This is a genomic window from Mesorhizobium sp. M0496 (assembly GCF_040321205.1).
Taxonomy (GTDB): Bacteria; Pseudomonadota; Alphaproteobacteria; order Rhizobiales; family Rhizobiaceae; genus Mesorhizobium.
This window is the reverse complement of the sequence record NZ_JAMYRC010000003.1, coordinates 50,601-64,076: the sequence shown is the minus strand read 5'-3', so window position 1 is coordinate 64,076 and position 13,476 is coordinate 50,601. Positions and strand designations below refer to the sequence as shown.

10 protein-coding genes are annotated in these 13,476 nt (G+C 63.0%); 2 read left to right on the top strand and 8 right to left on the bottom strand.

Annotated elements, in window-relative coordinates; translation table 11 throughout:
• Positions 1-113: 113 nt before the first annotated feature.
• On the bottom strand, positions 114-1,442 hold the full coding sequence (gene gltA, locus NKI73_RS05160) for a citrate synthase (protein ID WP_352627780.1): 1,329 nt from the start codon (positions 1,440-1,442) through the stop codon (positions 114-116).
• A gap of 184 nt (positions 1,443-1,626) precedes the next feature.
• Positions 1,627-3,051, bottom strand: coding sequence for a glutamate--tRNA ligase (gltX, locus tag NKI73_RS05155; protein WP_352627779.1), 1,425 nt, complete (start codon positions 3,049-3,051; stop codon positions 1,627-1,629).
• Positions 3,052-3,153: 102 nt separating this feature from the next.
• Between gltX and NKI73_RS05150 the strand changes: the two genes are divergently transcribed.
• Positions 3,154-5,613 carry a ComEC/Rec2 family competence protein gene (locus NKI73_RS05150; RefSeq protein ID WP_352627778.1) on the top strand — a complete coding sequence of 820 codons (2,460 nt, stop codon included), beginning with the start codon at positions 3,154-3,156 and terminating at the stop codon, positions 5,611-5,613.
• Here NKI73_RS05150 and lexA read toward each other — a convergent pair.
• From lexA to NKI73_RS05130, 4 genes are all read right to left on the bottom strand, one after another.
• Entirely contained in the window at positions 5,607-6,359 is a 753-nt protein-coding gene (lexA, locus tag NKI73_RS05145; RefSeq protein ID WP_352627777.1) for a transcriptional repressor LexA, read from the bottom strand. The two genes, NKI73_RS05150 and lexA, sit on opposite strands and share 7 nt — an antisense overlap.
• 445 nt (positions 6,360-6,804) lie before the next feature.
• Positions 6,805-8,052: a kynureninase gene (gene kynU / locus NKI73_RS05140; protein WP_352627776.1), complete on the bottom strand. Its 1,248-nt coding sequence runs from the start codon at positions 8,050-8,052 to the stop codon at positions 6,805-6,807.
• A gap of 83 nt (positions 8,053-8,135) precedes the next feature.
• Positions 8,136-8,972, bottom strand: a complete 837-nt coding sequence (gene kynA / locus NKI73_RS05135; RefSeq protein ID WP_027036649.1) for a tryptophan 2,3-dioxygenase — start codon at positions 8,970-8,972, stop codon at positions 8,136-8,138.
• The gene (locus tag NKI73_RS05130; RefSeq protein ID WP_352627775.1) at positions 8,969-10,594 is read right to left on the bottom strand and encodes an AMP-binding protein; all 1,626 of its coding nucleotides are present in this window, start codon (positions 10,592-10,594) and stop codon (positions 8,969-8,971) included. Before NKI73_RS05130 ends, kynA begins: the two co-directional genes overlap by 4 nt.
• A gap of 315 nt (positions 10,595-10,909) precedes the next feature.
• On the opposite strand from NKI73_RS05130, the gene NKI73_RS05125 reads away from it, so the two are divergent.
• Entirely contained in the window at positions 10,910-11,740 is an 831-nt protein-coding gene (locus NKI73_RS05125; RefSeq protein ID WP_352627774.1) for a hormone-sensitive lipase, read from the top strand.
• Between the two features lie 46 nt (positions 11,741-11,786).
• Here the strand turns inward: NKI73_RS05125 and NKI73_RS05120 are convergent, their stop codons facing one another.
• Complete coding sequence (locus tag NKI73_RS05120; RefSeq protein WP_352627773.1) at positions 11,787-12,992, bottom strand: molybdopterin molybdotransferase MoeA; 1,206 nt, start codon at positions 12,990-12,992, stop codon at positions 11,787-11,789.
• Complete coding sequence (gene moaC / locus NKI73_RS05115; protein ID WP_352627772.1) at positions 12,992-13,474, bottom strand: cyclic pyranopterin monophosphate synthase MoaC; 483 nt, start codon at positions 13,472-13,474, stop codon at positions 12,992-12,994. The genes NKI73_RS05120 and moaC overlap by 1 nt, the downstream gene beginning before the upstream one ends.
• Between the last annotated feature and the right edge of the window lie 2 nt (positions 13,475-13,476).

Genomic DNA, 13,476 nt, shown 5'->3' with positions numbered 1-13,476 from the left:
TAGCGAGTAGCGAGTAGCGAGTAGGAAGAAGGCGGTTCTCACCGCCTCGGTCTATATAAAACTCCCTATTCGCTACTGGCTATTCGCTATTCGCTATTCGCTCTCGTCCCCTGTCACCGCTTGGCGATCGGCACGTAGTCGCGCTCCGGCGCACCGGTATAGAGCTGGCGCGGGCGGCCGATCTTCTGGCGCGGATCCTCGATCATCTCTTTCCACTGCGCGATCCAGCCGACGGTGCGGGCGACCGCGAACAGCACGGTGAACATGGTGGTGGGGAAGCCCAGCGCCTTCAACGTGATGCCGGAATAGAAGTCGACGTTCGGGTAGAGCTTTTTCTCGATGAAATAGGGATCGGTCAGCGCGATCTTTTCCAGTTCCATGGCGATGTCGAGCAGCGGATCGTCCTTGATTCCGAGTTCGCCCAGAACCTCGTGCGCCGTCTTCTGCATGATCTTGGCGCGCGGATCGTAGTTCTTGTAGACGCGGTGGCCAAAGCCCATCAACCGGAACGGGTCGTTCTTGTCCTTGGCGCGCGCGATGAACTCGGGGATGTGGTCGACATGGCCAATCTCGCCCAGCATGTTGAGCGCCGCTTCATTGGCGCCGCCATGGGCTGGCCCCCACAGGCAAGCGATGCCGGCGGCGATGCACGCGAACGGGTTGGCGCCCGAAGAGCCGGCGAGACGAACGGTCGAGGTCGAGGCGTTCTGCTCGTGATCGGCGTGCAGGATGAAGATACGCTCCATGGCGCGCGCCAGCACCGGATTGATCTTGTATTCCTCGCACGGCACGGCAAAGCACATATGCAGGAAGTTGGCGGCGAAATTCAGCTCGTTCTTCGGGTAAATGAAGGGCTGGCCGATGTGGTATTTGTAGGCCATCGCCGCGATCGTCGGCATCTTGGCGATCAGCCGCATGGAGGCAACCATGCGCTGGTAGGGGTCGGAAATGTCGGTGGAGTCGTGATAGAAGGCCGACAGAGCGCCGACCACGCCGCACATCACCGCCATTGGGTGCGCATCGCGGCGGAAACCGGTGAAGAAGCGCGACATCTGTTCGTGCACCATGGTGTGGCGCGTCACGCGGTAGTCGAAATCGTCCTTCTGGGCCTTGGTCGGCAATTCACCGTAGAGCAGGAGATAGCAAACCTCGAGGAAGTCGCCGTGTTCGGCCAACTGGTCGATCGGATAGCCGCGGTGCAAGAGGATTCCGGCGTCGCCGTCGATGAAGGTGATTTCGGACTCGCAGCTTGCCGTCGAGGTGAAGCCGGGATCGTAGGTGAAGGCGCCGGTGGTGGAGTAGAGCGAGGCGATGTCGATGACATCAGGCCCGACCGAACCGCTTCGCATCTTGAATTCATGGGTCTTGCCGGCGAATGCAAGCGTTGCCGTGGCCTCCTGGGTCTTGCCGCCCAAATCCAGTTTTTTCGCAGCTTCGGTCATTGCAAACTCCTTCTTGTTTCCTCATGCCGGCAAAGGCAAATTCTGCAAAGCGACACGTCGAAATCACCGCAATGCGCTTATTCGCCACCGCATTTCAGGAGGGTGCGTGCCAGATTGGGCCAAGGCCTAATGTTGCACTGCGAAACCCGCCTTTCAATGCCAATCTTCTTGGGCCAGTTTGCTCCTAATCGATTTGGTCTGCTATGCGCGCCAGGCTTTCCTCGCGGCCGAGCACGGCAAGCACATCGAACACGCCCGGCGAGGTGCTCTTGCCGGTCAATGCGGCGCGCAAAGGCTGGGCCACGGCGCCGAGCTTGTGGCCGCCGGCCATGGCAACCTCGCGGATCGCGGCCTCCGCTGCAGCCGCTGTCCAGTCGCTCGTAAGCCCGTTCAAAGCTTCGTGAGCGCCGCGCAGGATATTGCGGGCATCGGCATTGAGCACAAGGGCCGCCTTGTCATCGATCGGCAGTGGCCGCGTGGCGAACAGGAAGGCGGCGCCATCGACGAGTTCGACCAGCGTTTTGGCGCGCTCCTTCAGGCCCGGAAGTGCCGCCAGCAACTGCGCCTTGTTGCTGTCGTTCAGGCGCGCCGCCATCGCCGGGCCGCCTTCGAGATAGGGCAGAGTGGCGATGAAGATATCGAACAGTTCGGCGTCGCTCATGCGGCGCATATGCGCGCCGTTGATCGCCTCCAGCTTGGCGAAGTCGAATCGGGCCGCGCCCTTGTTGACATCGCCGATATCGAACCAGGAAATCATGTCCTCGATCGACATGATCTCGTCGTCGCCATGGCTCCAGCCGAGGCGCGCCAGGTAGTTCAGCAGCGCCTCGGGCAGATAACCCATGGCACGATAGGCCTCGACGCCCAGCGCGCCGTGCCGTTTCGACAGCTTGGCGCCATCGGCACCGTGAATCAGCGGGATATGCGACATGGACGGCACGTCCCAGCCCATGGCGTTGTAGATCACCGTCTGGCGGGCGGCGTTGGTCAGATGATCGTCGCCGCGAATGATATGGGTTACGCCCATGTCATGATCGTCGACGACGACGGCATGCATATAGGTCGGGTTGCCGTCCGAACGCAGGATGATGAAGTCATCGAGATCCTTGTTGGGAAAGCGCACCTCGCCCTGGACACGGTCATGGACGATGGTCTCCCCCTCGGTCGGCGCCTTGATGCGGATGGCGCCCTTGGCGCCTGCAGGCGCTTCTGAGAGGTCACGGTCACGCCAGCGGCCATCATAGCGTGGCGGCAGTCCCTTGGCTCTGGCCGCCTCGCGCATCGCCTCCAGCTCGGCTGGCGTGGCATAGCAATAATAGGCCTTGCCCATGCGCACCAGCTCCTCGGCCACCTCGCGATGGCGCGGCGCACGCTCGAACTGCGACACCGGCTCACCGTCCCAGCTGAGGCCGAGCCAGGAAAGCCCGTCGAGGATGGCAGAGGTCGCGGCTTCGTTGGAGCGTTCGCGGTCGGTGTCCTCGATGCGCAGCAGCATCGTGCCGCTCGTGTGCTTTGCGTACAGCCAGTTGAACAGCGCCGTGCGCGCGCCGCCTATATGCAGGTAGCCGGTGGGCGAGGGGGCAAAACGGGTTACGACCTTGTCGGACATGGAACTCTCGGAAAGCATCTGAAGCGGGGTGCGGTTGCGCGGACTTTCGCGCGCCCGGCGTTCATGTAGCATAGGGTGTCGAGGGCGCAAGGGGCAGACCCGATGGCTGGACGAGGCTGGGGCTCGGATCAGGGCGAGGACGCTGCCGTTGGCGTCAGCGAGCGATTCCTGTTTGCGCCTCTGCCAACTCCGCTGCCGACGCCATCGCCCCTCATGCCGGATCCCGGCAAGGCGCCGCTTCAAGCGGATGTCTCCGCCTCCGTTCCAACTGCCGAAACCGGCAGGATCGTACGCGTTCGCCGGCAAATCGGCCGGATTTCGCTGCCTCGCCTGCGCTACAGCGTGGCCGCGGCCGCAGGGCTGGAACTCGACCGTGGCGTGGCCTTCCTGCTGGTGCCGGTCTGCCTGGCGAGCGGAGCGATCGGCTATTTTTCGCTGGCGGCGGAGCCGGACTTCGCAAAGCCTGTCGCAGTCGTCATCTTGGCGGGGCTCTGTGCGCTGATCTCGCGTTCCTGGCCGAGAACCCATTTGTGCTTCATGGCGGCGCTTTTGTGTGTGCTCGGGCTGCTCGCCGCAAAGGTCGAGACATGGCGCGCCGGCACACAGATGCTGGGTTCGGAAATCTCGACGCAGGTGACCGGCCGGATCGTCTCGGTCGACCGGATGGAGAGCGGCCGCATCCGGCTGACCATCGACGTGACGTCGACTGCAAGGCCGAAACTGCGCTATGCGCCGGAGAGGGTGCGGCTTTCGACACGAAAGATCCCGGCGGACATGACCGCCGGCTCCCTGATCACTGGATATGCCAGGCTGTTGCCGCCGACCGGGCCGGTGCGGCCGGACAGCTACGACTTCTCCTTCGACAGCTATTTTGCCGGCATCGGCGGCAGCGGGTTCTTTCTCGGCAATCCAAAACTCGTCGTCACCGACGACTATATGCCGCTGGCAGCCCGCCTTTCCTCGGGGATCGAAAAAGCCCGTGAAGCCATTGCCGATCACATCAGGGGCAGCGTCGGTGGCGCCGAAGGCGAGATCGCCGCGGCGCTGATCGTCGGCGTTCGCGCCGGCATCCCCGATGAAATCAACGAAGCGATGCGGCGCACCGGCATTTACCACATCATCTCTATTTCCGGACTGCACATGGCGTTGGTCGCCGGCACCATCATGGGTTTGCTGCGCGGCGCCTTCGCCCTGTTTCCGGATTTTTCCGCGCGTCGCCCGGTCAAGAAATACGCCGCCGCCGCCGCACTTTTCTCGATCGCCGCCTATCTCATCATTTCCGGGGTCGTCGTTGCCGCCGAGCGCAGTTTCATCATGCTGGCGGTGATGCTGATTGCAGTGCTGTTCGATCGAGCGGCGCTGACGATGCGCAATCTGGCGATCTCGGCGATCGCCGTCATTGTGGTGTCGCCGCACGAGGTGGTCGGCCCGAGTTTCCAGATGTCCTTCGCCGCGACCGCCGCACTCGTCGGCGCCTACGCCGGCTGGGCGGATCATCGTGCAGGAAAGGCGAGACCACCGCCGCCAAAGCGATCGCTGCCCAGTTTCCTGACGCGAAAATTCCTGCTGGCGGCGGGCGGCCTTTCCATGACTTCCATCATCGCCGGCGGCGCCACGGCGCTGTTTGCCATTTGGCATTTTCAGCGTGTGTCGCCGCTCAGCCTGTTCGCCAATCTGGCCATCATGCCCATCGTGACAGTCGTCATGTTTCTGGCCGTCGCCAGCGCGTTGCTGATGCCGTTTGGGTTGGACTGGCCGGCCCTCTACCTGATGGGCAAGGGACTTACGCTGATGATCGCCATATCGGGCTGGATCTCCGAGCGTTCGCCTGTCGATGCGGTCGGACTGATTTCTCAGCAGTCTGTCCTGCTGGTGGCGATTGCCCTGGTCATCGCGACGATGGCGACGACATGGCTGCGGCTCGCGGCTCTTCCCTTCGCGCTTGCCGGCCTGCTGACCGTCTCGGATACGCGCACACCCGACGTGCTGATCTCGGAGGACGCAAGGCTGGTTGCGTTGCCGATCGGCGGTGGCGAACTTGCCGTCAGCCGCGCGCGCCCGAACGAATTCACCGTCGACAACTGGAAACGCGCGCTGACATCCGAAACCATCGTCATGCCGGAGGTGTTCAACGAAGGCGATGGCCAATTCGACGTCAGGGATGCCGCTGAAATGCCGCCGGGAGCGCCGTTCTATTGCACATCAGGCGTTTGTCTCGCCAGGCATCCGTCCGGTGCATTCATTGCCTATGTCGAGGATCGAAAGGACACCTGGAAAGCCTGTGGTTTCGCCGACCTGATCGTCATCAATGACGCGACGGCCTATGACGCCTGTCACAACCCACTGGTTCTCGTCATCACCAAACGGCAACTGGCTCGCAAAGGCAGTGCTGCCGTCTTCTTCGATCGCCAATCGGCGACCACGCCAGCGACAATCAGCTTCGCCGTGGACAGGCCATATCGGCCCTGGCATGTACAACGCAAATTCTCGCGTGAGGCGAGGGGACTGCCGCCCTTCCAGAGACCCGAGAAGCCAGCGGCTAAACCGCAGCCGCCTCAGTAGCGGCGGATCAAACCGACGAGCTTGCCTTGCACCTTGACCCTGTCGGGTCCGAAAATCCGGGTTTCATAGGCCGGATTGGCGGCTTCGAGAGCAATCGAGGCGCCCTTGCGGCGGAACCGCTTCAGCGTCGCTTCCTCTTCATCCACCAGCGCCACGATGATCTCGCCGGGGCTGGCCGTATCGGCATTGCGGATGATGACGGTATCGCCGTCGAAGATGCCGGCCTCGATCATCGAGTCACCCTTGACCTCCAGGGCATAGTGCTCGCCGCCCATGATCATGTCCGGCGGCACCGAGATCGAATGCGTCTGGTGCTGGATGGCATCGATCGGCACACCGGCGGCGATACGACCCATCACCGGGATCGACACGGCGGAGACCACGTCGTCGTCATTGCCGGCCGAAGGCATCCGCGAAGACGCCGGCTTGATCTGTCGGCCAACGCCGCCCTGACCGAGACTAGTCTGACCAAGACTGCCCTGGATGACGCTTGGCGAGAACTTTTTCGCCGCGTTGAGGCCGGGCGCGATCGAGTCCGGCAACCGCAGCACTTCCAGCGCGCGTGCCCGGTTGGGCAGTCGGCGAATGAAGCCGCGCTCTTCCAGAGCCGTGATCAACCGATGAATTCCGGATTTGGAGGCAAGGTCGAGCGCCTCCTTCATCTCGTCGAAGGATGGCGGAATGCCGCTTTCCTTCAGGCGTTCATGGATGAACATCAGCAGTTCGTGTTGCTTGCGTGTCAGCATGGCGGCCCCCAGGGTACCTAAAACCAGAATCAGAAAACAAACCCAGAACAAACACTATCTGTTCCAGTTGTGTTCCGCAACTGTTTAAAGTTTAATGAATTTATTAAGGGGATCGAAATTATTGGCAGCTCGCTGCCGGGCCTCGCCGACGACTGCATCCCGTCACAATGCGCTTGCCGGCATTGAAATTGTTATGGTTAATGGGCTGCCCGCCCATCCCTGGCCCAAGCTTGGCATGAGCTGCCCATGGATCCGCGACGGGGTATTCCCAGCCTTCTGTGCATTCGTCTGCCGTGAACGAAACGAAGCCAAAATGCCAACCTTGGTTAATTTGGTGATGCCAGTGCTGTCCACCAGCGGCGACCGGATTCGTGCGCTGGAAATTCGTCCCTCCGTCATCCCGCCAATAGGCAAGGGCGCGACAACAGTCGTCGGGACGGCTGCGTCAGGTAACGGCCTCCTTGACGGCGAAACGCTGGTCCTTCCATGCACCCGTGCGCAGAATGTCTTCCAGCACCTCAACCGCCAGCCACACATCCTTGTAGCCGACATAGAGTGGCGTGAAGCCGAAACGGATGGTCGATGGCGCGCGGAAGTCACCGATCACCCCCCGCTCGATCAGCGCCCGCATGATTTGATAGCCATGATCGTGAAGGAACGACACCTGGCTGCCGCGCCTGGTCGCGTCGCGGGTGCTCTCCAGCGTGAGACCATAGGCGCCGCACTTCGCTTCGACGAGCTGGATGAACAGTTCGGTCAGCGCGACGCTTTTCTTTCGCAATTCCGCCATGTCGACGTCGTTCCAGATGGCAAGCGCACCTTTGAGCGCCCGCATCGATAGGACCGGCTGCGTGCCGCACAGAAAGCGGCGGATGCCGGTGCCGGCCACATAACCCCGTTCGAAGGCAAAGGGCCGTGCATGCCCCCACCAGCCGCTGAGTGGCTGGCTGATCTCGCCATGGTGGCGCTGGGCGGCATAGATGAAGGCCGGCGCGCCCGGCCCCCCGTTGAGGTACTTGTAGGTGCAGCCGACAGCGAAATCGGCATTTGCGCGGTCGAGCTCGACCGGCAGAGCGCCCGCGGTGTGGCAGAGATCCCAGACGATCAGCGCTCCGGCCGCATGAGCCTTGCGCGTCAGCGCCGCCATGTCGCGCAGTTCACCCGATTTGTAATTGACGTGGTTGACCAGTACCACCGCGACGCTTTCGTCGATCAGTTCTTCAATGGTTGGTGCGTCGACGCCCGCGAGACGCAGCAAGGCGCCATCCCGGGTCGAGGCCACGCCTTCGGCGATGTACAGGTCGGTCGGAAAACTGTCGCCCTCGGCGACGATGGCCAACCGGCCGGGCCGCATCTCCATCGCCGCATGCAACACCTTGTAGATGTTGGTCGACGTCGTATCGCAGACGACGGTCTGGCCGGCCGCGGCTCCGATCAGGCGTCCAAGCTGATCGCCGAGTTCGATCGGCATCTCGAACCATCCGGCCGTATTCCAGGCCCGGATGAGATCCTGGGCCCATTCCTTGGTAGCCGCCTGCTGCAGCTCGCCGAAAACGGCATGCGACGCTGCCCCGAGAGAATTGCCGTCGAGATAGATCACCCCCTCCGGCAGAATGAAACGATCGCGCATGGCGCGCAGCGGATCCGTGGCATCCATCGCTTCGATCGCAGCGAGATCAGGAATTCCACCCATGGTCAGTCAATCCTCGGTTGTTCGCGAAGGGTTTTCCGCCACAAGCGCGTCCCCTCGGTATGCCTGTTCTCATTTCGATGATGTCAGAGCCGGGTGCGGACCGTCCACAGCTCCGGAAACAGCACGACCTCAAGCATCTTCTTGAGGTACGATGCACCCGACGTGCCGCCGGTGCCGCGTTTCAGGCCGATGATGCGCTCGACCGTGGTGACGTGGTTGAAGCGCCAGCGGCGGAAATAATCCTCGAAGTCGACCAGCTTCTCGGCCAGTTCGTAGAACATCCAGTAGCGCTGCGGGTCGCGGTAGATGGTCTGCCAGGCGACCAGGACCTCTTCATTCTCGGTTCGTGTCTCACGCCAGTCCGTGCGCCTGGCGTCGGCACCGATGTCGAATCCGTTGCGCGCCAAAAGCAGCAGCGCTTCGTCGTAGAGCGATGGTTCGGCCAGGATTGCCTCCAGCTTCCCGCTGAGATCCGGCCGATGCTTGTGCGGCCCGAGCATGGCGAGGTTGCGGTTGCCGGCCATGAATTCGATGGCACGATACTGCCAGGACTGGAAACCCGAAGACTGGCCGAGCGCGTCGCGGAACTCGGTGTATTCGCTGGGCGTCATCGTCCGCAGCACATCCCAGGCGTTGTTCAGCTGCTCGAAGATGCGGGCAACGCGCGACAGCATCTTGAAGCTCGGCTCGAGCCGATCGGCGCGGATGGAACGGATCGCCGCGCCGATCTCGTGCAGAGCGAGCTTCATCCAGAGTTCAGAGGTCTGGTGCTGGATGATGAACAGCATCTCGTCATGCGCCGACGACAGCGGCGTCTGGGCCTCCAGCACTTTCTCCAGGTGCAGATAGTCGCTGTAGGACATGCGCTCCTTGAACGACATCTGTGCGCCTTCGGACGCCGGATCGTAGGGCTCGCTCAATTGATTTTCTCCGTGCGCAGCCGGAAGCGCTGGATCTTGCCGGTCTGGGTCTTGGGCAGGGCGGCGATGAATTTCACCGATCGCGGGTATTTATAGGGTGCGATCGTTGCCTTGACATGGTCCTGCAGGCGCTTGGTGGTCAACGCGTCAGGCGCGACGCCCTGCACCAGCACGACATGCGCCTCGACGATCTGGCCGCGCCCGGCATCGTCCGCGCCGATCACCGCGCATTCGGCGACGTCCGGATGCGACAGCAGTGCCGCCTCGACCTCAGGCCCGGCGATGTTGTAGCCGGCGCTGACGATCATGTCGTCGGAGCGCGCGGCGAAATGAAAGAAGCCGTCTTCGTCCTGGGTGAAAGTGTCGCCGGTGAGGTTCCAGCCGTCGCGGACGTATTCCTTCTGCCTGTCATCGGCCATGTAGCGGCAGCCGGTCGGCCCGCGCACCGCCAGCCTGCCGGTCGCGCCGCGCGGCACCTCCCGCATCTCATCATCGACGATGCGCGCCTCGTAACCGCCCACCGGCTTGCCGGTCGACGCGGGCTTCATGTCGCCAAAACGGTTGGAGATGAAGATGTGCAGCATTTCGGTGGCGCCGATGCCGTCGAGAATCGGCTTGCCGGTTTTTTGCGTCCACTCCTCGAAAACCGGAGCGGGCAAGGTCTCGCCGGCCGAAACGGCGACGCGCAGCGATGACAGGTCGGCCCCTTCATCCATGGCCTTCAGCATGGCGCGGTAGGCGGTCGGCGCGGTGAAGGAGACGGTCGCCTTATAGGTCTCGATGATGTGGATCATGTTGGGCGGCGTCGCCTGTTCCAGCAGCGTCGCCGCGGCACCGAAGCGCAGCGGGAAAATGGCGAGCCCGCCAAGGCCGAAGGTGAAGGCCAGCGGCGGCGAGCCGACGAAGATGTCGTCCGGCGTTACCTGGAGGATTTCGCGGGCGTAGGCGTCGGCGATGATCAGGAGATCACGGTGGAAATGCATCGTCGCCTTCGGCACGCCTGTCGTGCCCGAGGTGAAGCCGAGAAGCGCGACATCGTCGCGGCCGGTGTCGACGGCGGTGAAGGTAACCGACTTGTCGAGAGCGGCACGGTCGAGTTCGGCATCATGGTTGGCGGTGCCGTCGAAGCCGATGACCTGTTTGAGGAACGCGCTGCCCTTGACGCAGGCGGTCATCTCATCCATCAGCCTGGTATCGCAGAGCGCGACGGTGATTTCCGCCTTGTCGACGATCTTGGCAAGCTCGCCGGCGCGCAGCATCGGCATGGTGTTGACAACCACGGCGCCGACCTTGGTGGCGGCCAGCCAGCAGGCGACCATGGCGGGGTTGTTGGCGGAGCGGATCAACACCCGGTTGCCCGGCTTGACGCCGTAATTCTCGACCAGCGCGTGGGCCAGCCTGTTCGTCCAGTCGGACAGTTCCTTGTAGGTGCGGCGGCGGCCATTGCCGATCAGCGCGGTGTGGTCACCGAGGCCCTTCTCGACCAGCCTGTCGGTCAGTTCGACGCCGGCATTGAGACGTTCGGGATAGTGAAAGCCGTCGAGCAGGAAATCCGGCCATTGCTCCGGAGGCGGCAGGTGATCGCGTGTGAATGTGTCGATATGCGCTGAAGGCCCAAGCATGTCGCCGCTATCCCGTCTGCTGCCTGGCCAGTGCGCGAGGCGTCTGGCCGGTGTGGTGGAGAAGGTGTCCTACTTTTCCCGAGGAGGCTTCTGCCAGTCGCACCTTGCTCAGACGTCGCCACTCGAAAGGGCTGATGTCTGCAGGTTTGGGGCAGCACAGCGGACCTCCCATTTTGTCGGCTGTTCGTCATGGCAGGATCGCACCAGTCGAAATTTGTTTCAAGCCTAAAATGTTTTGGCTCTGAAGCATTGACGCACGGCATTGCGCTGGCCATTGCTAGCTCAGAAGCGATGCCGTTTTGGTGGAGGGCGCAGATGTTCGAACGTCACGTTGTCGATTGGGACGATGCCTATGCCAATGGCGCGAACATCGCCGGTAGCGACCGCTGGCCGGCCGCGTGGGCTGAGCCGGCGCAAGCATTTCGTGATGCGCTCTCGGTGGAGGGCCGGGCACAGTTCGACATCGCCTATGGTGACGGGCGGCGCAATCGGCTTGATCTTTTCCTTCCCACTGCCGCGCCCAAGGGGCTGGTGGTGGTCATCCATGGCGGTTACTGGCTGGAGACCGACAAGAGTTTGTGGTCGCACCTCGCCAATGGCGCGGTCAGCAGCGGCTTTGCCGTGGCGATGCCGTCCTACACGCTGTGCCCGGACATACGCATTGCCGGTATAGTCGGGGAAATCGGCGCGGCTATCGGCAAGGCAGCGGCAATGATCGACGGGCCGCTGATGCTGACCGGACATTCGGCCGGCGGCCATCTCGCCACTCGAATGGTGACGATATCAACGCCTCTGGCGGCCGATGTGGCGCGGCGCATACGCCATGTCGTTTCGATTTCAGGCCTCCACGACCTGCGTCCGCTCATGCGCACCGGGATGAACAAGGCACTGGCAATCGACGAAGAGGAGGCGCTGGCTGAAAGTCCGGCGCTGCTGCGACCCATGGACGGCGCCCGCATCACCTGCTGGGCCGGTGGTGGCGAGCGCGCCGAGTTTCTTCGCCAGAACGCGCTGCTTGCCAACATTTGGACCGGCCTCGGCGCGGCGACCAGCACCGTCGTCGAGCCCGACCGGCATCATTTCGACATCGTCAACGGGCTTGCCGATCCGGCGCATCCGCTGACACGGGCCTTGATCTCGGAGTAACCAATTTAAATTTTCACAGCTTTATTAAAGGCTTGCCAGAACTTCTTCAGCGCAGCATCAGAACGCTGCAAGCTTCGCCTGCGGCCGCAGCGGGGGCAAACGGCGCCCGCACGATCAGTCCATTGGCGTCGGCCAGCATTCTCAGCATCGAGGAATCCTGGATGCCGAACGGCGTCGCCACCAGCGCGCCGTCATCTTCCCTGACCACGGCACGCACATAGTCCTGGCGCAGATCATTGGCCGGCATTGCGGCGCGCAATCGCGCCGGACGAATGTCCGGGCGATGATCGCGGCCACCGAGCCGCGCCAGCAGCGGCTTCAGGAACAGCTGCGAGCAGACCAGGCTTGCCACTGGGTTGCCGGGCAGGCCGATGCATCTGATGTCGCCGAGGCGGCCGAACATCAGCGGCTTGCCGGGGCGCATGGCGATCTTCCAGAAGCCGAGCGTCATGCCTTCGCCGGTCAGCACGTCATGGATCAGGTCGTGATCACCAACCGAGGCACCACCCAGCGTGACTATGACATCCGCGCCGGCAGTGACCGCCTTTTTCACCAAGGCAGCAATCGCGTCCTTGCGGTCGGCGGCTATGCCGAGATCGAGCGCGCGGGCGCCGACCGATTGTGCTGTCGCGGCAACGCCATAGGCATTGGATGAGATGATCTGGTCCGGCCCAAGTTCGCTGCCGGGCGGCAACAATTCATCGCCGGTGGCGATGATGGCGACCAGCGGCCGTTTTACCACGCTGACCCGTGGGTGGTTCGCCGATGCCGCGAGCGACAGCGCCGCCGGGTCGAGCACGCGGCCTATTTCCAGCAGAACATCGCCTTTCGAAAAGTCGAGGCCGATGCGGCGGATGTTACGCCATTCCGCCGTCGGTTCGATCACTTCGATGTCGCCGCCGCCGAGATCCCGGACATTTTCCTGGATGACGATGGTGTCGGCGCCTTCAGGCAACGGCGCGCCGGTGAAGATGCGCACGGCCTGGGCCTGGCCGACCGTGCCATCAAAGCCACGCCCGGCCGGTGCCATGCCGATCACCGAAAGTCTCGACGGCACCGAAGTCACATCGACAGCGCGGACTGCGTAGCCATCCATGGCGGAAGCGTTGAAGGGCGGCTGGGTACGCAACGCAACAAGCGGTTCCGCCAGCACGCGATCCACAGCCTCGAACAGGGGAACGCTTTCGCCGGCCAAAGGTGCCGCACCCTCGAGCAGGCGCTCGAGCGCGTCGGCGATTGGAACCAGCGCCATCAGGCGCCAGCCTTGTACGCGCCCGACTTGCCGCCGGTCTTTTCGACCAGTCGAATGCCGGAGATGACCATGGCGCGGTCCACCGCCTTGGCCATATCGTAGATGGTCAGGCAGGCGACCGAAGCGGCGGTCAGCGCTTCCATCTCCACGCCTGTCTTGCCGGTGACGCGCGCCAGTGCCGTGACCTTCAGGCCGGGCAGAGCATGGTCCGGCTCGATGTCGACGGAAACCTTGGTCAGAAGCAGCGGATGGCAGAGCGGGATCAGGTCATGCGTCTTCTTCGCCGCCATGATGCCGGCGATGCGCGCGGTGCCGAGCACGTCGCCCTTCTTGGCGTTGCCGGCGAGGATCATTTTCAAGGTCTCGGGCCGCATCGCGACAAAGCCTTCGGCGATCGCCGTGCGTGTCGTCTCCGCCTTGTCGCCGACATCGACCATGTTGGCCTCGCCCTGCGCGCCGAGATGGGTGAGGCCTGATGTCATCG

Bases quoted from the DNA above. Each gene is read 5' to 3' on its own strand.
- NKI73_RS05130 (WP_352627775.1), bottom strand. From the start codon at position 10,594: ATGCTTGGGCCTTCAGCGCATATCGACACATTCACACGCGATCACCTG.
- moaC (WP_352627772.1), bottom strand. From the start codon at position 13,474: ATGACATCAGGCCTCACCCATCTCGGCGCGCAGGGCGAGGCCAACATG.
- gltA (WP_352627780.1), bottom strand. From the start codon at position 1,442: ATGACCGAAGCTGCGAAAAAACTGGATTTGGGCGGCAAGACCCAGGAG.
- NKI73_RS05120 (WP_352627773.1), bottom strand. From the start codon at position 12,992: ATGGCGCTGGTTCCAATCGCCGACGCGCTCGAGCGCCTGCTCGAGGGT.
- NKI73_RS05125 (WP_352627774.1), top strand. From the start codon at position 10,910: ATGTTCGAACGTCACGTTGTCGATTGGGACGATGCCTATGCCAATGGC.
- lexA (WP_352627777.1), bottom strand. From the start codon at position 6,359: ATGCTGACACGCAAGCAACACGAACTGCTGATGTTCATCCATGAACGC.
- kynU (WP_352627776.1), bottom strand. From the start codon at position 8,052: ATGGGTGGAATTCCTGATCTCGCTGCGATCGAAGCGATGGATGCCACG.
- gltX (WP_352627779.1), bottom strand. From the start codon at position 3,051: ATGTCCGACAAGGTCGTAACCCGTTTTGCCCCCTCGCCCACCGGCTAC.
- NKI73_RS05150 (WP_352627778.1), top strand. From the start codon at position 3,154: ATGGCTGGACGAGGCTGGGGCTCGGATCAGGGCGAGGACGCTGCCGTT.